At 46.5% G+C, this 24,264-nt stretch carries 14 protein-coding genes; 9 read left to right on the top strand and 5 right to left on the bottom strand.

Annotated features, from left to right (window positions below):
• Positions 1-29: 29 nt before the first annotated feature.
• The 5 genes from LOZ80_RS24750 to LOZ80_RS24730 all read left to right on the top strand — a co-directional run bounded on the left by LOZ80_RS24750 (position 30) and on the right by LOZ80_RS24730 (position 7,633).
• Positions 30-3,305, top strand: coding sequence for a family 20 glycosylhydrolase (locus tag LOZ80_RS24750; RefSeq protein ID WP_238167179.1), 3,276 nt, complete (start codon positions 30-32; stop codon positions 3,303-3,305).
• A 74-nt stretch (positions 3,306-3,379) separates the two neighbouring features.
• Complete coding sequence (locus tag LOZ80_RS24745) at positions 3,380-4,402, top strand: S-layer homology domain-containing protein (RefSeq protein WP_238167178.1); 1,023 nt, start codon at positions 3,380-3,382, stop codon at positions 4,400-4,402.
• 213 nt (positions 4,403-4,615) lie between these two features.
• Complete coding sequence (locus tag LOZ80_RS24740; RefSeq protein WP_238167177.1) at positions 4,616-5,896, top strand: IS110 family RNA-guided transposase; 1,281 nt, start codon at positions 4,616-4,618, stop codon at positions 5,894-5,896.
• A 720-nt stretch (positions 5,897-6,616) separates the two neighbouring features.
• Positions 6,617-7,165, top strand: a complete 549-nt coding sequence (locus tag LOZ80_RS24735) for a peroxiredoxin (RefSeq protein ID WP_079414036.1) — start codon at positions 6,617-6,619, stop codon at positions 7,163-7,165.
• Positions 7,166-7,246: 81 nt separating this feature from the next.
• Positions 7,247-7,633, top strand: coding sequence for a glycine cleavage system protein H (locus LOZ80_RS24730; RefSeq protein ID WP_238167176.1), 387 nt, complete (start codon positions 7,247-7,249; stop codon positions 7,631-7,633).
• 2 nt (positions 7,634-7,635) lie between these two features.
• On the opposite strand, the gene LOZ80_RS24725 is transcribed toward LOZ80_RS24730, so the two are convergent.
• From LOZ80_RS24725 to LOZ80_RS24705, 5 genes are all read right to left on the bottom strand, one after another.
• The gene (locus LOZ80_RS24725; protein WP_238167175.1) at positions 7,636-9,192 is read right to left on the bottom strand and encodes an extracellular solute-binding protein; all 1,557 of its coding nucleotides are present in this window, start codon (positions 9,190-9,192) and stop codon (positions 7,636-7,638) included.
• A gap of 69 nt (positions 9,193-9,261) precedes the next feature.
• Positions 9,262-10,131 (bottom strand): carbohydrate ABC transporter permease, encoded by an 870-nt coding sequence (locus tag LOZ80_RS24720; protein ID WP_238167174.1) that lies wholly within the window; start codon positions 10,129-10,131, stop codon positions 9,262-9,264.
• 10 nt (positions 10,132-10,141) lie between these two features.
• On the bottom strand, positions 10,142-11,098 hold the full coding sequence (locus LOZ80_RS24715) for an ABC transporter permease (protein WP_238167173.1): 957 nt from the start codon (positions 11,096-11,098) through the stop codon (positions 10,142-10,144).
• A 160-nt stretch (positions 11,099-11,258) separates the two neighbouring features.
• Positions 11,259-12,863 (bottom strand): response regulator, encoded by a 1,605-nt coding sequence (locus LOZ80_RS24710; RefSeq protein ID WP_238167172.1) that lies wholly within the window; start codon positions 12,861-12,863, stop codon positions 11,259-11,261.
• Positions 12,841-14,613, bottom strand: a complete 1,773-nt coding sequence (locus LOZ80_RS24705) for a sensor histidine kinase (RefSeq protein ID WP_238167171.1) — start codon at positions 14,611-14,613, stop codon at positions 12,841-12,843. Before LOZ80_RS24705 ends, LOZ80_RS24710 begins: the two co-directional genes overlap by 23 nt.
• 196 nt (positions 14,614-14,809) lie before the next feature.
• Between LOZ80_RS24705 and LOZ80_RS24700 the strand changes: the two genes are divergently transcribed.
• The 4 genes from LOZ80_RS24700 to LOZ80_RS24685 all read left to right on the top strand — a co-directional run bounded on the left by LOZ80_RS24700 (position 14,810) and on the right by LOZ80_RS24685 (position 24,173).
• The gene (locus tag LOZ80_RS24700; protein WP_238167170.1) at positions 14,810-16,444 is read left to right on the top strand and encodes a hypothetical protein; all 1,635 of its coding nucleotides are present in this window, start codon (positions 14,810-14,812) and stop codon (positions 16,442-16,444) included.
• A 155-nt stretch (positions 16,445-16,599) separates the two neighbouring features.
• Positions 16,600-18,501: a family 16 glycosylhydrolase gene (locus LOZ80_RS24695; RefSeq protein WP_238167169.1), complete on the top strand. Its 1,902-nt coding sequence runs from the start codon at positions 16,600-16,602 to the stop codon at positions 18,499-18,501.
• A gap of 831 nt (positions 18,502-19,332) precedes the next feature.
• On the top strand, positions 19,333-21,009 hold the full coding sequence (locus LOZ80_RS24690) for a dockerin type I domain-containing protein (protein ID WP_238167168.1): 1,677 nt from the start codon (positions 19,333-19,335) through the stop codon (positions 21,007-21,009).
• A 5-nt stretch (positions 21,010-21,014) separates the two neighbouring features.
• Positions 21,015-24,173 (top strand): S-layer homology domain-containing protein, encoded by a 3,159-nt coding sequence (locus LOZ80_RS24685; RefSeq protein ID WP_238167167.1) that lies wholly within the window; start codon positions 21,015-21,017, stop codon positions 24,171-24,173.
• The last annotated feature ends 91 nt before the right edge of the window (positions 24,174-24,264 follow it).

The raw sequence follows: 24,264 nt of genomic DNA, 5'->3' as shown, positions 1-24,264 counted from the left end.
AAGAAAAGGATAAAATGGAGGAATTCAGCATGAGATATTCTTTTATGAAAAGAAAATCAGTTATGGCTCTATTGGTAATTTCCTTAATCGCTTCTCTGTTTCAACTGCCATCCGTAACCTATGCAGCGAACGCAGCTCCGAGTGTGGTACCCAGCTTACGGGAATGGACGGGGGGAGCAGGCGCTTTTCAATTAAAAGATACATCACGAATTGTTGTTGATTCTTCATACAGTGCTGAGCTTGCGGAAACGGCTGCGGACTTCAAAGAAGATGTTGCGCTGGTTGCCGGCAAAGCACTTACCATCGTTCAGGCCAATGCAGCAAACGCGGGTGATATTTTCTTGACGCTGAATACCGATGACACGAGCATCGGCAATGAAGGCTACGTGCTGGATACGGCAGCGGTGCTCTCGATCAAAGGGCATTCGACCGCTGGCGTATTTTACGGCACTCGGACTGTGATGCAAATCTTGCAGCAGGACCCGGCCCACTCCTTTGTGCCTAAGGGAACTGCCAAGGACTATCCGCAATTTGCTAGGCGCGGAGTGATGCTGGATGTCGGGCGCAGATATTATTCGATGGATTATCTCGAAGATACGATCAAACGTCTGGCGTGGAATAAGTTGAATACGTTTCAAATTCATTTCAGCGATTGGAACGGGTTTCGCTTGCAAAGCGACACCTATCCGGGTCTTGCTTCGACCAAATCGTACAGTAAAGCGGATATCGTACGGTTGAACGAAATCGCCGACCGCTATCATGTGATGATCATCCCTGAATTGGAGATGCCGGGCCACTCGGCGATTCTAAATAAATACAATCCGGCGATGAAATTCAGTTGTTCCTCCATGGATAAAGATACAACCGGTTGGGACATTCCACAATTTACGGTCGATTACACAAAAACCGAAACACGCAACTTTATTAAAGGTTTGCTTGATGAATTTGTTCCCTTGTTTAAAGGACCTTACTTCCATATCGGCTCCGATGAAATTCAGGGAGAATCGAATATGAACAATTGTTCGGAGCTTGTGGCTTATAAAAACAGCAAAGGCTTTCCAAAGGTCGGAGACAGCTTTATCGAGTTCATTAATGAAATGAGCCAGCATGTCAAGCAGCTTGGAAAAACGCCGATGAACTGGAACGGATTCGAAGACTATCATCCAAGCATCGCGCTAAATACGGATAATGTGATTACCGTTTGGAGCGATGAAGACAGTTCATCCAAGCAGGCAATTGCATTTGCCAACGAAGGATATAAAGTATATGCCTCCCCGGGAGATGTACTTTATGTAACGGCAGGAAAAGGTCTTAAGCCGGACACAACCTACGTGTATGAAAGCTGGAATCCTTCCGTGCATGCCAATATAATGGGCTACTTCATTTCTATCTGGTCTGATTACTGGGAACAAGTGAAGACACCGGATGGAAGAACCGGGTATGAAAGCGGAAGCTCGTTTAAAGGCGTAGAAGTTGGCGATGGCGAATACGTGGAGCCGGAATCCAAATTCGAAGACGCCGTCAGAAAACCGCGTCAAGTGCTTTCGGAAAGAATGTGGGGAGGCCCTCGCTCCGCCAGCGCTTCGGATTTCTTTAACCGGGTGAGTTTAATCGGAGACGAACCGTCGGTCAGCAATCCTGCGCCTGCCGATCCGTTAGGAATAACGCTTATCAAAAATAGTCAGCAAGGAACAGATATCAATCGCGTTCATTACTCCACAATCGGTACAAGCGGAAGCAACGGCTGGATTGTTTCGGGAGATAGTTACACAAGTTTGACCAACGCTTACTTCGAAATCAAATTCGTCGGCACGCAAGTCAAGCTGGTTGGCGGGAAAGCTCCGGGACACGGTATTGCGGCCGTATCACTGGATGGCGGCGCCGAGGTGGATGCGGATCTATATGCTTCATCTCGCCAAAATACGACGGCTTGGTATACATCGCCTGTCTTGCCGTATGGTGAGCATACCATCAAGGCCAGAGTAACGGGAAGAAAGAACAGTTCTGCCAGCGGCTCTTTTCTTTCCCTGGAAAGCGTGGAAGTCTTGAACCGCACTGTTGTTGAGAACACGGTAACCGGAACGGACAATCATCAATTTAATTACACGGGTACATGGAATGTCGGAGCAGAAAGCACCAGCGTAGCAACGAATGATGCTTACGAGATGAAGTTTACAGGCAAGCAAATCATTCTAATCGGGACGAAAGCGCCTGGTGCAGGAATTGCAGGCATTACGATCGATGGCGGGGCCGAGAAGTTGATTGATTTGTACGCTGCTTCTTCCCAAAGCGGTGCTAACTTGTTCGTTTCCCCGATTCTAAGTTCCGGCACGCATACGATCAAAGTCAGAGTTACGGGAACCAAAAACAGCCAAGCGTCAGGTACGGCCATTGGTGTTGATCGGGCGGAAATCGTCCTTGCCCAGCAGATTAACGTCACCGGCGTACAGGTGGATAAGGACGCGCTGCAATTAAGAGTCGGAGAAACTGGCGAGATTGAAGCTATTGTTGCCCCGATCAATGCAACGAACAAGAACGTGACGTGGACAAGCAGCGACGAAAGCGTAGCAACGGTCGCAGACAGCGGCAACGGCAAAGCTGTCGTAACGGCGCTCAAAGCGGGCAGCGCAACGATCACGGCTGCTACGGCAGAAGGCAACTTTACGGCTGTGAGCCAAGTAACGGTCGACAATAATGCTCCGGCAGCCCCTGGAACTTCGCTTAGCGCTGCTGCTGGCACGGTCCAGGCAGGCGGTCAACTGACCGTTCGCTTAGGAGTCAGTAACGTGACTTACAATGTATATGGTCAGGATTTTAAACTGAGCTATGATCCGAGCCTGTTGGAATTTGTCTCGGCGACGTCCTTGAAAGAAGGCGTCAGCATCGTCCAAACCAAGGATCAAGCAGGTACGCTCCGTCTTATCTTGGCAAGCGAAGGTGCGGCTCATCCGGTTACGGGGACGGCCGATATAGCGCAAGTAGTTTTCAAGGCAAAGAACGTGCAGCAAGCGGCAACGGGGTCAATCACAGTTGCAGCAGCTATTCTTGCCGATGCACAAGGCATTGAAACAAGCGCGACCGCTTCGTCGATCAGCGTGCAAGTGACACCGATACCTGTCGGCGTTCCGGGCGATCTCAATCACGACAACAAAGTCAGCATCGGCGATCTTGGATTCGCTGCAGCTCACTATGGTGAAACTTCCGCCAGTCCGAATTGGGATCAAGTGAAATCCGCCGATTTGAACAATGACAACATCATTGACATTCTCGATCTTGCGGCATTAGCGAACAGAATGATAGAGTAATCGCCGGAAATAAGGAAGGGGAGGGGCAATGATTGCTCAGCCCCTTTTTCCCGCATAAGAGAGGATGGTTTAGGATGAAACGTAAAATCATTTATATCGCATGTGCATGCCAGCTTTACTGTTCTTTCGCTTTGCTGTCTCCTGCTTATGGGGAGGAAGCATCCCAATTCCTGTTGAAAACCTCGGATACCGAATCGACGGGAGAATTTACCGTAACTTTGCAAGGGAAAAATGTGAAGGATTTATATGCTTACGAGGCCAAATTCAGCTTTGATGCCAGCAAGCTGGATGTTGTCAAAGCTGTTTCCAAAATAGAAGGATTTTCCGTTTCACCCATAGTGAAGAATAATGAGGTGACCTTTGCGCATACGAAAATGGGCAAAGTAGAAGGTGAAAAGGGAAATCTCGATATTGGCTCCATCACCTTTAAGGCTAAAAAAGCAGGATCAACAACGGTGAAGTGGACCTCCATGAAAGTTGTCGATCATAATTTACAAAATCAATCGATTTCGCTCAATGAAGCTGCGGACTTCACCAAAATTTTCAGTGATCTTGCCAGCCATTGGGCCAAATCTGATATTATGCAGTTGGTAAACAAAAACATCGTGGAAGGTATGGATGACGATCATTTCGCGCCGGATACGAATGTGACAAGAGCACAGTTCGCAACCTTGCTGGCTAAAGCCTTGAATTTAAAAAGTAGTTCTGTACAGAACCCCTTCTCTGACGTCGCAGCAGGTGCATGGTATGAAGATACAGTGAAGAAAGCGTATATGGCTGGGCTTGTCAATGGCATTGCTGATGGAGAGTTTGCGCCGGAGAAGAACATTACGCGTGAAGAAATGACAGCGATGCTGCTGCGAGCGAAAGGGCATGCCACAGGAATGAAAGTGGAAGATATGACCGCGGGCGCAGCGATCCGATTCAGCGATGAGGGCGCAGTCAGTGACTGGGCCAAAAAGGTAGTTGCCCTTGCTGTGGACTCCGGCTTGATGAATGGCCGTACCGCCGAAGAGTTTGCTCCGCAGGAGCAAGCGACCAGGGCAGAATCCGTGGTCGTGCTAAAGAGACTGTTAGCTGGATTAGGCGTGAAATAGGGTTTTGAAATACCGCGGAGTTGCTCCAGCTGCCTCGCGCGGACGTAAGGGAACTATGGTGCGCTATTCTAGCCAAAAGTGTCAGTATTGCGAGGTTGAGCATTCCTGTAGATGCTAATATTTTGGTTTTGCAAAAAACAAGCACCCTCTGTACATTAAGATCATGTCACCGGCCAGTGACTAACATGATCTAATAACAGGAGAGTGCTCACTATGAAGTTTAAACAAAGACATTCGGAAAATCAACGGATCGAACGAATTACCACGAATCATCTTATCGTTGGTGTAGATATTGCCAAAGAAAAACACGTTGCTCGGGCTGTCAACTTCCGTGGGATCGAAATCGGACGACCTATTTCGTTTGAAAACGGAAGAGAGGGTTTCGAAAAATTATTTCGCTGGATTCAAAATTTACTAGCCCAAAAAAATCTCACTTCGTTCCTCATTGGACTCGAACCAACGGGGCACTACTGGTTTAATCTTACTGACTGGCTAACGCAAAACAACCATGAAGTCGTTCTGGTCAATCCCTTAACCACGTATAGAAACAAAGAGAATCGAGACAACAGTCAGTCCAAAAACGACTTCAAAGATGCTTTGGTTATCGCAGATGCGGTCTGTCGGGGATTTTACTTTCCTTATTATCAGCATGGGGACGTTTACCAGCGCATACGTATGGTCATGAATGACCGGGAATACTGGGTGAACCAGCAAACAAGCCTAAAAAACCGCATCTTCCGCTTACTTGACATCCACTTTCCCGAGTACTGCCGTGTTTTTGAGGACTGGACAACCGTCCGTTCCCTGGCCTCACTCAAGATCTTTCCGTTGCCGGCAGACGTAAGACTATTAACGCCGCTGGAGATGGTATCTTTATGGAGAGAAAAAGGCGGAATGAAGCGAGCTGGGGGTAGAACCGGCATGGAGATTGCTACCAGACTCATCGCAGCAGCCCGCAATTCCGTCGGCAGTAAAGTAGGGTACGTGGAAGCGCGAAATGATCTGAAAAGGCTTCTTGAGGACTATGAGCGCTTGGCTGAACGACTGCGAGAGTTCGAACAAGAGCTGGAAGGGCTGCTTGAACCACTACCGGAGGTCCCCTTACTACGGAGTCTGAAGGGTTTGAGCACGTTGATGATCTCGGCATTGTTGGCAGGGTGCGGGGACCTAAGCAAGTATGCGCACGGTCAACAAATCCTCTCGCAAGCCGGGATGAACCTCGTGAATCAGAGTTCAGGCAAGCATCAAGGTAAAGTGACCCTTTCAAAACGTGGAAGGCCCCAATTGCGAAAATATTTGTATTTAGCGGTACTCACACTTGTCAACAATCATCCGAGTTTTCAGCAGTGGCATATCCACAATGTACAGGTCATGAAGATGAAAAAGCACCGCTCTATTTTTAAATTAATCGGTAAATTAGCACGTATAATCATCGGTATGGTAAAACGGCAAGAAGAATTCAAATCGGACATGGAGCAGCAGCAAGCTGCTTAGTTTATCCTGGTCATTGTTTATTGTGCTCCGCTGGAGTGTCAGAAAGTTGAAGGAAGCAACGCTTTTTAACTAGGGGCGTATGTTGGCCCATTCGTAGGATCACGCATGACGAAAAGCACGGAAGTACCGAGTAGTAGTTCCCAAAGGGCACAGACCCGTTACTAGAGCATCTCGGCCTCCACCTCTTGGACAGGTATAACGAAGGAATGTAAGGGCTGCGACCCGTTGAGTCATGGGAGGGTAAACCACCAAGAGACCGTGGAATCAAACGTGCATATATGGGAAAATGAGGAATTAATAGCACATCCTCTATTCCCGTATGCCCTCTTGATGATTTTAGAGAAACAGCTCCCTTATCTTCTAGAGAACCCTGCTTCAAGAATGTTGTATTCCTACGAATGGGCGAGTATATGTAAGAAAAACGCTAAGAACAGAGGGAGGGAACTACAGTGCGCTATTTAGCTGTTTCAAGGGAATTTCAACGATTTTTGTGGAAATAAGACCCTGTAGTTCCGCTATGACACTCGCATGCCAACTTTTTGCCTAATTAGCGTCCTATAGTTCCCTTACATGCGATCAAATATAAGATTTGCTAGGCGTCTCCAGATTGATTTCCTGGTTAAAATAATTATTATCTAGTATAAGATCTAATTATTGACTTTCATCTAGTCGAATGTTACCATTTTATACGAATAAGATAGATTTGAGGAGGAATTATACATGGCAGAGCGTTTAGTTGGTAAACAAGCTCCTGATTTTACAATGGAGACAGCTACAGGCGACGGTAAAGAATTTGGTAAAGCTTCTTTGTCCGATTACAAAGGAAAATGGTTAGTTCTTTTCTTCTACCCATTGGATTTCACATTCGTATGTCCAACTGAAATTACTGCACTTAGTCATGCAGCTGCTCAATTCAAAGAATTGGACACTGAAATTCTAGGTGTTTCCATCGACAGCATCCATACACACAAAGCATGGATCAACACACCAATCAACGACAACGGTCTTGGCAAATTGGAATTCCCTCTTGCTGCTGACATCACGAAATCCGTAGCACGTGACTACGGCGTTCTGATCGAAGAAGAAGGTATCGCGCTTCGTGGTCTTTTCATCATCGATCCAGAAGGCGAACTGAAATACGAAGTTGTTAACCACAACGACGTAGGCCGCAGCGTAGAAGAAACACTTCGTGTGCTTCAAGCGCTTCAATCCGGCGGATTGTGCCCAATGAACTGGAAACCAGGCGACAAAAACTTGGTTGTCAAATAAGGTTTAGACAATAGAGAGAAAGCTCCTCAGGTTGGCATGCGAATGCTGCCGAGGAGCTTTTCTTCATGAAGGAGGACAGATATGTCAGTACCTGTGAATTTGAAGTATACAAGAGATCATTTCTGGATTCGGCAAGAAGGGGATAGGGCTGTTATTGGGTTAACCGAGAATGGTCTCGAGCAACTAGGGATGATTCTTTACATCGAATTGCCGGAGCGGGATGCAATAGTCATGCAAAACGAGTTCATAGGCTCGCTAGAGACTGTGGATAACGAGCATGATCTGAATTCTCCCCTATCAGGGAAAATAACCGCAGTGAATATCCTGCTAGAGCGTGCCTCACAACTGCTGAACGAATCTCCCTATGACAAAGGATGGCTATTCGCTATTCAGTGGAGTCAGGCATCAGAGCTGGAACGGCTCTGGGATGCGAATTCCTATCAGGCTGAAAACCCTGCCGATTACTAACGTTATTTCTTCAAGCCGGCGATATAGTCGTTCATTTGCTTGGCGTACTCATCGCCGCCATTCTTGTACCAACCACTTTGAAGCTCTGTGAATTTGTCGACTGGTTCTTTACCCATAATGATTTTCATAATGGTTTGATCCCATGTTTTTTTGTAGTCCTGATAGTTTGGTTTTTTAGCAGCCTCAGGCACATAACCAAGATCTTTGGATACAACCGCTGTTTCAACTGCCGTTTTCAACCATGGTTTAATTTTGTCTACGACGGCTTGTGGTGTACCGACTTTAATAAAGAAGGATTCATCGTAAGCGCGTCTCATCGTGTTCGTACGAACATAATCTTTTGGCAGAGGTGTAATGCCTACCTTTTGACCGTCTTTCACTGTGTAGTCATTTCCTTCATAACCATCTTTAACGATTGTCCACGTATCATCAGTGATCCATGAGTTCAGAAACTGTGCTGCTTTTAGTGGGTTTTTGGACGTTTTGGTAATAGCCCAGAATCCCCAAGCTCCCGTGGCACCTGTTGCTCCCGCGTTAAGTATTTTGCCGTCTGCTCCTTTTACCCAAATGTAGGTAAGATCCGCACTTGGTGTTTGCTTTTGGATTTCTGGTAAATGCCACGTATAGTGACCTGCAAATCCTGGGTATACACCTGTCATACCGCGCCAGAAACGTTCTCTGCTCTTCGTATCGTCATTCGTAGCTGAATCCGGATCGAACACGCCTTCTTTATAAAGTTTAGCCGTAAATGCTAAAGCATCTTTATAACGTGTAGTGCTAGTATCAAATTTGGAATCCATGTATTTATAAGTGCCATTTTTGCTTTCTTGCCAACCTAACGCACCAAATGGGCCAGTCAGAACAGGTTCAAACACTTTTGTTTGTACGTTAACATATCCAGCATATCCGTACGTATCATTTTTACCGTTTTTGTCAGGATCGTTAAACGTGAATTTTTTCAAAATATCTTCAAACTGCTCAATGGTCACTTGACCGTCTGCCGGTACCGTAACGCCTACGTTTTGCAACCAATCATTTCTAACCCAGAATCCGTCATTGCGAAGAATGGAAGTTCTTGGGATACCGTAAATGTCACCATCATTTTTAACTTTAAGTGAATCAAGTGCAGTTGGATACGTATACTTTTTAAGCTCAGGAAATTTATCAATATACGCATTGACAGGTAAGAGAATCCCGTCTTTCACTGCGTTTTGGAAGCTAACATCTGTAGTACCCGGGAAAAATACTAAGTCTGGATAGGTACCGGAGGCTAGCATCAACTGCAGTCTTTCTGCATACCCCGTTATTGGCGGAATATCGAACTGAACCTTCACATTATTTTTCTCTTCCAAAGATTTAACGAATTTTTGATCCGCTTCCGATAGCGTCGGTGAATCGTAGTTGCCCATAATTTTAAGAGAGACCGGCTCCTTGGCCTCGTTCGTTGGAGCAGCCGAAGGCGTAGTGCTGCCTGTACTGCTTCCACAACCTGCAACTAGCAAACTTATCGCTGTTAGACTAACTAAACTGGTCAATACCCCTCTTTTTTGACGACTCATGTTCTCATCTCCTATAAATAGTTTAATTCAGAATTGTGTATGATCAATGGAAAAATATCCAGAATCACCTTAGCCTTTGACAGATCCAAGCAGCATGCCTTTTACAAAATATTTTTGCAAGAACGGATACACGAATAGGATGGGTATCATGACAAGCATTAACGTTGCATATTGCAGCGTTTCAGATGTTACGGAGTTAGCTCCAAGCTCTGCCGCATTGGCATTCAAAGCCATCATACTCGCTGCTTCAATCACTTCTCTCAGGTAGAGCATCAGAGGCCATTTCGAATCCGATTGAATATACAGAACGGCATTAAAAAAGTTGTTCCAGTATCCCACGGCTCCAAATAAAGCTAACGTAGCAAGAATTGGTTTAGAAAGCGGGACGATAATGCGCAGCAAAATGTAAGGATAGGATGCACCATCTATGCTTGCGGCTTCCTCCAGCTCTTCCGGCAGCGATTCAATGAAACTCTTCATCAAAATGAGATTGAATCCCGAAAATAACGATGGCAATATGAGTGCAGCCAAGGTATCCAGAAGACCTAAGGAACGCATTAAGTAATAATTAGGTATGATTCCACCGTTAAACAACATCGTGAAAATGATCGCAACGATAATAAAACTTCTGCCCTTGAGAATTTTTTTGGACAACGGATATCCCATCAACACATATAAGGCTAAACTTCCAAATACGCCTACCGTCGTAACAATAACAGTGTTCAAGTAGCTGCTCCACAAGATAGGACGAGACATAATTTCCTTGTAGGACGACAAGCTAAAATCATGCGGCCAGAGCATTAACGGATGACTGATATAGGCATCATAAGAGCTGAGCGATACGCTGGCAACGTTCAGAAAAGGATACAGCATAGCAAGCGTTATAAGTGTGAGCAGCGTGTAGTTGATTAAATCGATTACTTCCATTTTTTTTGTCATCTTGATTCACCTACCAGATGTTTTGACCGAACAATTTGGCGATTCGATTCGCTCCGAGTACTAATACAAATCCGACGGCTGCTTTAAACAAACCGACCGCAGCAGAGAAAGATAGTCTTCCATCAATTAACCCGATTCGATACGTATATGTTTCCAGCACATCCGCAACCTCGTAAGTAGAAGGATTGTATAGAAGAAATACTTGTTCAAAGCCATTATCCAGAATATGCCCCAGTTGAAGGACGAGGAGAATAACGACGGTGGGGAGTAGGCCAGGCAAAGTAATATGGACAATTTGCTTGATCCGACTTGCCCCATCCATTCTGGCAGCTTCGTACAGAGACGTATCGATGCCCGTCATGGCGGCTAGATAAATGATGGTTCCCCACCCGATTCCTTTCCATACTTCCGCTGATACGATAATGCTTCGGAAATACTGAGGTTCAAGCAAAAATGGAATCGGTTTGTAGCCAAACGCCGTGATGATATGATTAACAGCACCAGTGGAAGGCGACAGGAAATTAATGATCATGCCAGCCAAGACTACCCAAGAAATGAAGTGAGGCAAATACAGAATCGTTTGGGACACGCGCTTGAAGGCCATATGTCTGACTTCGTTCAGCATGATCGCCAGCATAATTGGGGCCGGAAAACCGCAAATTAACTGATAACTGCTCAGTATTAACGTATTGCGAAGCACGACATAGAAATCTTTGGACTGAAATAAATACTGGAAATTTTCCAATCCTACCCATTCACTGTTCCATATTCCCTTCACGAGACTGAAATCCTGAAAAGCAATAACAATCCCGATAATCGGGATATACTTGAAGATGAGTAGATACGCGCAGCCCGGAATTAAAAAGATATACAACCATTTATGCTTGGCGAAGTGCCGCCTGCTTTCATTCTTTCTTGCCATCGTTGAGACAGCTGCCTGCTGTTCGTGTTCCAACGAAATTCTCATGAGGTGTCTTCCTTTCTCCATTTTGAATATCCTAAGTTTACATGGGTGGCAGATTGTGTGATATGAATAATCAATCGATTTCTTGAAGTATTCGACGGAAAGGCAGCGTGAAAAAAAGTAAAAGCCCTGCCACCAATCGACAGGACCATGCGTAATTAATCTACTCTGATTGCGTAATCACATTTTTCAATGAACGTTTGTACTCATTCGGACTCACGCCCGTCATTTTCTTGAAAATATTGGAGAAATAAGAGTAATGCTGAAACCCGACTTTTTCAGACAATTCATAGTTTCGGAATTTCCCTTCCGCTAAGTATTTTTTGGCCAATTCAATCCGTTGTTCCAGCACATAGTCAATGACCGACATCCCCACTTCTTTTTTGAAAATATGGCTGAAATGCGAGGTGCTGAATCCCGACTCCGCCGATATAGCATCCACCGTGAGTTCCTCCCCAAGATGCTGACGAATATACTGAATGGCACGAGCGATTTCAGGACGAACGGCAATGGCCTCGCCAGCGACTCGATCCCGTTTCTGCAACCAAGCCAGCAGGAGCTTCGTCGCCTCGCCAAGATAAGCAGCCCGCTTAAAGTCAGGCCATTCAGACAAATAAGCAGCCTTGTTCAAACTGGCCTGCAACGAGATAAACCAGTTGATCACATCTGTGGGACATGGATTCATTTCAATCAGGTAGGATTGAATCTTATCCACCGTTTTCACATGGAACTCATAGGGCCTAACTTCTTCCAAAGGCATCGTCATCGTTTGTAAAATAGCCCATTGATCACTGCTCATTTGGCGAAAAGGACGAAGGCCATAGGTGACAATTGTTCGGGGTTTCTCCTGATAAAATCGATAAATAAACAAACCTTCTGTCTGTTTGAACATCGTGCGAATTTGACTAGGGCGGTAGAACCCTTCGCTTGCGGCCAGCTTCACCGAGATATCCAAGTATTTCTCCAATTGCGGCTGAATCGCCTGTTCCAGGCGTAAACAGATCTCCATGCAGCTCTCTTTATCCAACTGCTTTTCATTCGTGCAAACGATCAATGCGAGTCTTCCGAACTCAAGGGGGAAAATCTCAATCTTCACAGGCAATAGCTCCAGCAAGGATTCACGAATAATCTCCAGCATGCTGAATTCAATGAGCATGCGATCGTTGTTGGAATAAAGGCTGTACACGCCTGCCAAACGATCCACTTCAAGGGTTAGTAGAAGGAAGGAGGGAAATTTCAATTGTGCGCCAATATCATTAGCGCGCTGGATAATTTCATCATCACTCACATACAAACCCGTAAGCAGCTGCTGAAAAAAATGCTTCCTGAGCGGATAACTGTTGCTTTGAATGGTCTTGCGACTTTGGGAAGCCGATAAAATTTGGGAATCTTTCTCCGATTCCTTTGAAGCCTTGTCCAAGGCTGCTTTGGTTTCCGTCAGATTGATCGGCGATTTGAGAATATATCCGACTGCTCCATTCTGCATCGCTTGGTTAATATAGCTAAACTCCCGGTGCGCGGTCAGGATCACGCATTTGGTTTGGGGGAAACGGTTGTTCATATGCTTGAGCAGCGTCAAGCCGTCCATCACAGGCATGGTAATGTCAATCAACGCAATGTCGGGATCAAGCGCTTCAACAGCCGCCTGCGCCTCCACGCCATTCGTGGCTTCGCCTACAATCGTATATCCCCATTCCTCCCAGGGGAAAGCCTCTTTGATATGCTGCCTTGCCATGAATTCATCATCAATCAATAAAAGACGTTTCACCGGGATCTATCCTTTCTTTCGGAAGCTTTATCCAAACCTTCGTGCCGATATGAGGTTGACTGTCGATCGTAAGTTGATAGGCATCGCCGAACATAAGCTGGAATCGTTCATGAACATTGAGAATACCGATATGCTCCACATTTTCAAAAACCGTCCCTTTGCGCCGCAGCTTCTCCGTAAGGGCGTGCAGAGCTTCAGCATCCATGCCAATGCCGTTATCTTCAATTAATATTTCCCAATAATCATGATCTACCATAGTGGCGATGTAGACGGTCCCCCCTGCAAGCTTGGGAACAATCCCGTGAAAAATGGCATTCTCGACAAGCGGCTGAAGAATGAACTTGGGCAGCTTATATTCCAGGGAAAGCGGGTCCATATCGAATTGGAATTCACATTTATTCGGGTAACGAATTTTCATTAATTCCAAATAATTCTCAATCGTAATCAACTCTTCGCGAACTTTAACCGGATCGGGGGAATTATCAAGAGCATAATGCAGTTGATTGGATAACGCGGAAATCAAGCTGTCCATCGTTTCCATATCGCCCCGCCGTCCAAGCATGGAGATCGTGTTCAATGTATTATACAGAAAATGCGGTTTGATTTGGGCATGCAAGGCGCGGAAGTCGGAAAGCTTCTTTTGCTCCTCGCTATGCTTTAAATCCACGATCAACTGGGCCATTTTTTTGGTCATGAGGTTGAAATGCACAGCCAGGTAGCCGATCTCATCTTCCGTTTTGATCGTGATATAGGTATCTAATTCCCCTTCGCCGACCCTTTGAACAAATTTGGTCATTTTCTTGATAGGACCAGAAATGATTACGGTTAACAACAGTGACAAGCCGAGGGACAGCAGAATACAAATAATCGTAAGCTGCCAAGTAAAGGCGACCGATTGTTTCAGAGGTTCCAACAGCTCACGCTTATTCATGACCATCACAAGCTGCCACTCAACAATGGTATTGTATCCTCTGGTTACAATGATGCTGTCCTTGTCTGCAGAACCAGCAATCTCCATCTGTCCCCAATCGGAATGCAGGATGGAAGGATCAAATCCGGTGAGATTGTATTGTTTGTCTACATAGTCGAAATGAACATAAGGAGCTTTGCCCATAACCGGATGGAGCTTCTTGTCCAGGATAATGAGATTTTCCATGACATCTTGCGTTTCTTCCGGAAATAACGTGTAATACAGCCTGTCTAAGCTAATATCTGCGAGCAGAAAGCCGGAACGGCCATTCGTTAGGGTAGTCGGGAAGACATACGTGATCGTATATCCCGATACATTGGAATGGTAGGGTCCTACCCAAGAAGGTTCTGCATGGGTAGTGTCCGACAAGATCTGCAGGATGACCGGGTCGCCGAATACATCCCAGCTATGGGTAGATGTACTGGCGAGCACTTCCCCTCCGGAGATGAAATGAACGTTGCTGAGATTAGGCGTTAGATAAAGGAGGCTAGCCGACATCCACTTCTCCAACTGCTTGTAATCACCATTTTGCAGCCTGCTGTCATTCACAATCGAACTCATGGTTGTGCGTATATTTTGCAAATTCGAATCCAAATACCGGTTTGACTTCTGAACGGCTTGCCGGGCATAGCTCATTTGCGATTTCACTAGAATTTCGGAAGAATGCCTATTGAACGAAAATGCCATCAAAAGAGTAAGCAGTTCGAAACAAACAAACGTAAGCAGAAAAACTTTTGGCGTGATCCTTAATTTTCTTAGCATTGCTCGTGGTCGACTCATTGCGGATGAGCTCCTTCATGGAGGTTATGTAGTTGATTATATCTACGTAGATGAGAAAAAACAGTCACTATCATGCTAAATATAGCAAATTTCGATGATTCCGCCATATAACTCAAATTATCGTGTGATTTTTCATGTTTTTTTTACTTCTAACGCCTTATACTATTTTAAAATTCAGATTGAGGTGGGGAAAAGGATGATGACTCTAGACACAATTTATGTAAAAGACTTCCAAATCCAAGATGATGCAGCAGCCATTCGGGCAGCGCTCCAAAGGGCAGTGGAGACGAACGCAGACTTCGTTGTATTTGAGCCCCGCCGCTATATCCTGCAGAGTGAGATCACATTCAGGACAGATGGCTTTGAACATGATGCCGGAAGTTCCAAGCAAGACAGCAAGATGTGCCATATCGTTATCCAAGGAGCACGAAGCTTGACCTTGCTAGGCGCTGTCGACGAACAAGGCAACCCCGCGACAGTGCTTGTCGGTTCTAACAATGGACAAGTTCACAGCTACCTCCCGGCCATTCTATGGTGTGAGGATTGCGATCAGCTGACGGTGCAAAATATAGCTTTTACCCGCGAGCCGGAATTCGCATCGGCCGGAGTCGTGCTGCGTAAAGACGACACTCACATTTGGGTAGAAGTGTTCGAGGGCAACCCTTGCTCGGACCGTATGGGCTGCTATTGTATGAACCGTTTTGATCCAGAAACAGGAGCTCTGACAGGCGAGAGTGTTACGTATGGAGGCGGCGCTGGGGCACTTTGGGAACTAGTCGGACCTAATCAACTAATGTTACAAAGCGCCGATGTCGCTTCCAAAGTGCATGTCGGTGAACATCTGTCTTGGCATCAAGGCGCGCAAACGGATTTTCAAACTTATTTTGCAAGATGCAATCAATTGAAATTGTTGAATTTAAGGACATTTAATGCCAACGGATTCTGTATGCTAACCGAATCTTGCAAGGGAATCCATGCCGATCGTATCGTCTTTCAGCCGGATGGGAACCGTTTATTCACGGCGCCCCGCGATGCCTGGAAATTGTTCAAATGCAGCGGAGATATCTTGATTAACGAGATGATCATTGAAGGCGTGCGGATGGATGGACAGAACATGCATAGTACCTGGCTGGAGCTTAGCCGGATCGAAAGCAGGCAGGAGGCGGTCTTTTTCTGCAAGCACACATTTGCCAGTCTGGAAACTGGCAGTGTCGTCGAGTTATGGCAGGAGGAGGACATTTATCCCTTGACGATCGCAAAGTGGCAGCATGAAGGAAAGGGAGAGCGAGGACACTACTATCGCATTTGGTTCGAGCAAGTTCTGCCTGACACAGCGCAAACGGGAATGCTGGGAACAGCATCCTGTTGGGAGCTGGATCGCTACATCTGCAAAGATTCGCAATTTACGAATATTGCCGGAGCGGGTCATCTAGTCAGATACGACCACCTGCTCATTCTCAATTGCAAATATAAGAATATAATGAATCCCGGTATCTTGTTAGGCGCTGAGCTGCCTGTCCACTCGGAAGGCGGACACGCGACGGATATTGTGATCAAAGATTGCGAATTTGACAATTGCGGATTTTTCCCGAGGTACGGCGCATCCGGTTGTATCGGTATCAAATCTGCGGGCTTCAGCGGCAAATTCAATACAGATATCATCCTTATGAACAATAGTATGAAGAATTCGGAAATTGGCGTTCACGCCATCGATGCGCATCACGTTTATCTCATAGGCAATACGTTTGAAGGCGTTGAGATCCCTTTACAACAGGATGAGGAAGTCAATGGAACGATTCTATCTATGAACCAACAGGGATTGCGTGACTGAGCGAACTTATTTTCATCGAATATCGCATAAATTCGATAAATAGTGCATTTTTCCACCCTGAGTAGTGCGATATACTGAACTCACTTCTTAGCTCATCTGTCGACAATGAAGAAGAAGCGGTGTCACTACTTCCAAACAGAAAGGTGGATTTATTAATGAAAAAATTGCTAGCATTCGGCTTGGGGACCTTGGCGGCGATTGCAATCTCAGCAGCGGCAGCAGACGAAGCAAAAGCGGCTCCCCCTGCAGGCTACAATCTGGTATGGCAAGATGAATTTAACGGAACTAGCTTGGACGAGCAAGAATGGAATTATCGACAAAATCAGTATACGGACGAAAATAACGTGACGGTCTCCGGAGGCGCCATTCATCTGAACATGACTCGGTCCGTTTCCGGCTATCGCGGCGCTGGGGTTACAACCAAGCGCACCTTCGGTTACGGTTATTATGAACTTAATGCCAAGTGGACCAATCCAGGCGCAGGCTTCCATCCTTCCGCTTGGACTCAAATCTGGGACGCACAATTACCCAAGACGAACAGTCTTTCCAAATTCACAGAAATCGACTTCTTCGAGCATTATAAGAACGGCCAAATTACCGCAGGGTACTTAAACTGGAATACGGAATTGGCAGCATCGGGCGGGGGAGACGCCAAATTATTTGCTTCTAACCGCGGAGTGTACACAGGAGACTACTCCAACGAGTATCATACTTATGGTGTTGATTACGGTCCTGGGCGCATGGCCTTTTACAAAGATAACGTACTAGTGAGGGAATTTATTTATCCGCTTCGTACAGAAGCAACACTAGATAAGGCGGCATCGACATTCAATTCGCCAATGGTATTCTACTTGTCAACGATTCCGCAAAATGCTGACCCAGCCCAACCTCCAGGCCATTTGTACGGTACGTACGATGTCGATTATTTTAGATACTATACGACAACTGGCACGGCACCAATTACATCGCCAGTGTCGCCCTCGCCTCACAATCCAATTCGAACAGATGATTTTGAAAGCGGAAACATTACGAATTGGAACTTAAAGTCGGGCAGTTGGAGCATCGCATCCGATGGCAGCAGCAACCGACTCCACACCTCCACATCAAGCGGAGTTTCTATGGCTGTGTATAATGATCAACCGTATTCTTCCGCCAGTTGGTCCGACAGCGCAGTGCAAGCAAATTTCAAGTTGAATGGAACAACAGGAATTACCGGCTTGGTAGCGCGCTATGAAGAGGTCGTACCTCCTAATCCTACGGATCCAGCCAATTACTACTATCTCAGAATAAATGCAACGAACCAAATGTTTGAGCTGGCCAAAGTAGCCCCATCTGCGACTACGGTTCTTGCGTCCTCTCCTGAAACGTTTGTTTCTGGAACCGATTACAATTTGAAATTGTACTTAAATGGTTCGACGTTGAAAGGGTACTTGAATGGTGTGGAACGATTATCGGTGACGGACGATCAGTTTACACTCGGTGCCGCAGGGTTCAGAGCCTATAATCAAATCGTAAGCGTGGATAATTTCCTGTCTTCACGAATCATGTACAGCGATGACCTGGAGTCCGGTAATGCTGACAAATGGACAACAGCAACTGGCACATGGTCTGTCGCAACGGATGGAAGCTATGTATTGAAAAATACTTCGATCGCCGGTGAAGCCCGCGCTTTCGCAAACAGTGCATCCTACAACAATGCTTTCATCTCGGCCAACATCAAGCTGCTTACGAACACAGGGTACGCCAGCGTGACAGGTCGCTATACGGACAGCAATAACTTCTACATGCTGCGGTTGGATAAAGTTGCCAACAAACTAGCTATTAGCAAAAAGAGCAATGGCGTCGTAACGGATTTAGCCTCTTATCCGATGAGCATTAATACGAACGAATGGTACCGTATGGAGCTTTCAATTGTAGGCAATCAATTGAGAGGATACTTGAATGGCGAAGAGAAACTCAGCGCTGCGGAAAATGCTCCGCTTGCTCCAGGCAAGGTTGGCGTTCGTGCATACACAGCCAGCTTCGAAGTAGATAACCTATACGTAGAAGCAAGATAAGCATTTCCTATGATCGAAGAGCTGCCCTCAAGTAGGTTTATCTACTTAGAGGGCAGCTTTTTTTTAATCGCCAAAAAGTATAAGTTTTGATTGGATTTATGGGGCTCTACCTTTTTAGTTTTTTGGTGGCAAAGAGATACGTCCCATAGTGTTGTAAGGAATCCAAAAATTCCGAGATTGTGGAGACCCGGAAAAGGGTTTAAGCTGCTCATATGTGAAGGGTGCCGCGAACTTAAGGTGGTGCCCTATGGATGTATAAACAAGCTATTTGGCAGAATGAGATCCTCTAGCTTTGCAATTACGTGGATATAAGGGAACGTCAAGCCGCGATACTAGCAAAATGTGACATGATAGCGAGTCTGAGGGAACTACAGTGCGCTATATTTCTGAAAACTGCCATATTCCACGCCAGAGGGAACTGAGATCCGCTATTTCACCATTTCTCGGTTGGAATCAGCAGGTTCCGCTGAAATAGCGGATCTCAGTTCCCTTTCATGCTGCGTTCACCCCAGTTTCCGCCAGTTAGCGGATCATAGTTCCTTTTCATACGACGCTCTTTGTCATTACAAAGCCCAAAGGGAACTAAGATCCGCTAGATTGCTGAAAACCGCTATGAGGACGCTCATCTCTTAGGGCGGCAAAGCCGCTTTTCTCACAGAGCGCGCATAGCCAAGTTAAGCATAACTAATCTAGCATCTTGCAAATAAATACATAATCGGACATGTTTTGCATGAAAATAGCATATTTGTGAGTTTTTTGTGAGAAGGGATTGTTATATTAGTAAACATATCCATATAACCAAGGATAAAAAAATAGAATAAGGTGAGAGATATGGCGCAATTATTGAAGCGCGTGTTGATCTTCGGACTGTTACTGGTTTGGGCATTTGCCGGATTGAAGGCAGAACCTGTGCAGGCAGCGACCGAGTGGAAGGATGTAGGCAGTATTAACGAAGGAGGAATCATATCTGGAAGTACTATCGCTTCATACAACGGCAGTCTTTATACCGCCTATATCCAGAAGGAAAACAATACCCCAAGGGTGAAAGTAAAGAAATTTAACGGGACTACCTGGGAGCCGGTAGGTAGCGAATACATTTCAGATGATACTCATAGCCACATCTATGCAGTCAAAATGAGCATTAGTAAAGGGAACATCTATGTTGCCTATACGGCTAAAACGAATCAAATGGATAAGTTATACGTGAAAATGTATGACGGAAGCTCTTGGTCTTTGGCAGGAAATACCTCATTCCAAATAGGCACGGTAATGAATATGTTCTCTCTTTATGCTGACGATGGCGTTCCTTATATTTCTATTTCGAGTGGGAAAGTAACTGTTATGAAATTGGAGGAAGGGACTTGGAAGATGCTCGGCAACGCACAACTCGGCGAGCAAACGCAAGCTAACGACCTATATGTCTACCAGGGAATACCTTATGTGGTTTACCAGGACATAAACCCTAAGTCCATTGTAGTGGAAAAGCTGAACGGTAATACATGGGAGAGAGTGGGAGGCAGATATGCCCAGGTTCAATTACCATCGAGCAACCCATTTTTTATTGATTTCGTTCAAAATCCGAAAATTTACATCGAAGACGGAACGCCTTACGTTGCCTACAACCATCAAAATTCTTCAAACAACCAGTATGTTAACGTACGTAAATACAACGGAAGCGAATGGGTAAGCGTAGGTGCAGCCAATTTCTCGGAAGTGTTCCCCATGAACATCAACTTCGTAAAGGCGAAGGATTCGTTATATGTATCCTATTTCAAGATTGAAATGCAGGGCGCAGAATACGTTTTAAAAACATTCGTCCATCAGTATGTAAATGGGAACTGGACGATTATCGGCAACAATGGGACGTTTCCCAATAACGGTGGTGAGCTCCCCCTTTATGGAAACAACAGCGCGATTTATGCCGCATACAGTCCTTATGACCCTGCCAATCCGAACTCAGCTAAATTAGTGCTCAAGGCAGTTCCGTTTGGACTGCAAGTAAGCACCTTTGCACCGTCCGCGAACGCAACTAACGTTCCACTGAAGACGGGACTGAATCTCACCTTCAGCGAGAATGTTACCGCAGTGAACGGGAAAAACATCGTGATCCGCAAATCGTCAGATAACAGCGAAGTGGAGAGAATTGCGGTTAATGATGCGCAGAAGGTGACCATTTTGGGAAATACGGTTAAAATTCAGCCCAAACCACTGGGGAGTGGTACCCACTATGATGTATTTATTGAGGCAGGGGCGTTTCAGAATCAGGAGGGCAGTACTTATGAGGGGATATCTTCCCCCGGCGTATGGAGCTTTAAGACTCTTGTTATGGGGGATTTGAACGGGGACGGTAAGGTTATGCCCGCAGATATACTTATTGTCAATCAATATTTATTGGGAAAAATCTCTTTGACAGCTGAGCAACTTGAAGTAGCCGATATGAACGGCGATGGGATCGTGAATACGGCAGACACGGCGATCATGTTGAACATTTACCTAGGAAGGCAGTGAAAGAAATGGATAAACGTCGATATGGAACCAGACGATGGTTGCACCAAATGCTCGTTTTTATCGTAGTCTTGTGTATGACGACTTCATTCGGACCGATGGACGACGCCGAGGCTGCAGGAGTGACGGGAGTGAAAGTTGAAGCAGTAGGGGCGTCAGGCGAACCTGGAAGCACGGTAAGTCTGGCAGTCAACATGGAGCCAGGAACAACACCTAGCGACGAATTTATTCTAGGATACAACATGGAATTGTCGTACAACGCCCAGGTTTTTGAGATTGTTCAAGGGAATTCAGCGGTAAAAGATGAAGCGCCGTCCTTGCTTTTTAGCGCAGATACATCCGAGGCTGGAAAGATTAAGGTTTCGGCAACGGCTTTAACCGAGTTAGGATTTCTTAGTTCCAAACAAAAAATATTCACGGTTCAACTAAAAATTAAAGATAACGCAATACCTGGTGATTCCTATGTAAACTTCACCTCCGCGCAATATACAGTGGATAATGAGGATTTCTATGCGATTCCTGGTCTCACCGCCGGCAAGGTCAGCATTAAGCCGCTTGCGCCCGGCACGGTAAGCATTGCAATCGGCAATGTCAGCGGAGCACCCGGTGAAACGGTCGATGTGCCTATATCCGTAAACGAAGCTTCGAAAGGAGTCGGCTCTTACGGAATGGAAATCGGTTATGATACAGCCGCACTGGAAGTGACCCAAATAACCGGCCAATCCGGCAACAGCTTCGATTCTGTATACGATAATACGTCTGGCTCGCTCAAAGCTGCTTGGGCGGATCAAAAGGGTGGCGATGCCGCCATAACGGCAGGCCAAACCATGTTTACGATCTCCTTTCGTATTAAGGATGGGGCGATGTCCGGGACTAAAGCCTTAACCTTAAAGGGAAACAATCCGGAGCAATTTACCGTGACCGACGCATCGGCGAAAGAAATGACCAAAACGCTGCAATCCGGTAAAGTTGAAGTTGCGTTCCATTTGAAGGCGGCTGCGGGAGACGGCACAGCTCTCTTGAACTGGAACAGTGTAACAGGAGCCACCTACTACAATCTTTATATGGGTACAGCAAGCAGCGTTTACGACGAAGCCTACAAAGCTTCCGTTACGCAATCCACCTATAGCGTGAACGGCTTGACGAACGGCACAACTTACTATTTCTTAATCAAAGCATACAATGCCGGCGGATGGATATCCGATTCCAATGAGGCCAGCATCAAGCCGAATCCGGCAGTGCCGCCGACGCTGACGAAAGTAGGCATCGCCAGCCGTAATGCCACCCCGTCCTTTGCCAAAAAAGGCGATGTGGTGACTCTAACCTTTACCGCTAGCGAGAGCTTGACGGATTTGCCAGCAGTTACCCTTACAGGCCAGACGGCCAGCGTGACAAGCTTGGGCGGCAATGTCTATAAAGCGGAATATTCATTTACAGGCAATGAAATTGAAGGGCTTGTTCCGTTCACTATTGATTTCGCCAATTTGTTCGGAAACCCGGGATTGCGCGTAAATACTACAACGGATGGCAGCCGTGTATTGTTCGATAAAACGGCGCCTGTGGGAACATTGAGCATTAACGGCGGAGCAGAGAGCACGATCTCGACCTCCGTCAACTTGACGATTACGGGGAGCGACGGTGCGGGTTCGCATGGCATCCGGATGCGCTTTTCTAACGACAACGCGGACTGGAGCTCATGGGAAGCGATTGCTGGAACGAAAGCATGGGCGTTGAACCCGGGCATCGGCGCAAAGACAGTATCCATGGAGTTGATGGATGCGGCGGGTAATGTAACAAAGCCGGCGATCAACGCGTCCATTACTTTAAGCAGCACGTCCGGCGGCGGGAGCGGTTCATCGTCCGATTCTGCACAGGGCGAGACTATCACCGTTAATATAGAAAACACCGGCAACGGCGGCGTTGTGTCCACAGCGGTCATACATCGTACGACTGGAGCGGACGGACGAAAGAAGGATGAGATTTCCCTTACGCCGGGTCAGGCGGATAAGCTGGTTGATCAGCTTAAAGCTGCCGGTTCCAACTCTGCCAAGATCGTCATTCCCGATTCCAAGGATGAGGTTTCAGAGGTTAAAGTAACTTTACCGAAGGAATCGACAGCCAAATTGGCGGACAATAAAGTGAACTTAGAGATCAGCACGAATCATGTACGCATTGTTATTCCAGACGGATCGCTGCAAGGATGGAAGGATGACATCTACTTCAATATCGTGCCGGTCAAAACAGAAAGCGAACGCAGTGAAATCGAGCAACGCGCAAGAACGGAGCAAATTGTGCGTGAAGCCGCAGGCAACGCAATTGTGAATGTCTTGGGTCGTCCCATGATGATTGAGACGAACATGCAGAACCATCCGGTTACGCTGGTACTGCCCCTACCCGACACGGGCCTGAACGAGCAGCAGCTTAAAGAGTTGGGCATCTTCATCGAGCATGGCGACGGCACAAAAGAGCTGATTCGAGGGGAAATTGTCCCCTATGACTCAACGGGCAAGCTGGGCATGCGGTTTACCGTGAACAAGTTTAGTACGTTTACGGTCGTCCAGCTAGGATCGCAAGCGAGCAAAGTGCATCAAGCGTATATGACGGGCTATCCGGACGGCACATTCAGACCGGACAAGCCAATTACACGTGCAGAAATGGCAACAGTGTTAGTACGGTTGTTCGGTAAGGATAAGGGCAATAAGACAGCTGCCATAACCTATAAGGATACCGCGCCTGATCATTGGGCCAATGCAGCTATCAATTTGGCAGCGGACAGCGGACTGATGGACGGCTATCCGGATGGCAGCTTCAAGCCGGAACAAACCATTACGCGCGCCGAAGCGGCAAGCATTGCATCTCGTTTGAGCCCGGCCGCGGAAAGCGGTGGCAGTTTCTCCGACACCGTAGGTCATTGGGCAGCGGCAGCAATTGGGAAAGCGAAGGCGGCGGGAGTAGTTAACGGATACTCGGATGGCACGTTCCGTCCTGAGCAGACCCTTACCCGGGCTGAAGCGGTAATGATGCTTAACAAGTTATCTGGCCGGGAACCGTTATCAGTATCCGATGCTAAGTGGAGCGATGTACCTGCACAGCATTGGGCGTTTAAGAATATTCAAGAGGCGTCCGTGGAACATGTTCATGGGCCGGTGTCAGTCCGCGGAAAGTAACAGAGTAAGGTAGTCTCAACGTGGCTGCGAGTATAGGAAACGAGGAACAAGTTTACACGCAAAAAACCGTCAGGATGTTTTCCCTGACGGT

Source organism: Paenibacillus sp. HWE-109 (genome assembly GCF_022163125.1).
GTDB lineage: Bacteria > Bacillota > Bacilli > Paenibacillales > NBRC-103111 > Paenibacillus_E.
This window is presented reverse-complemented; position numbering and strand designations above follow the sequence as displayed.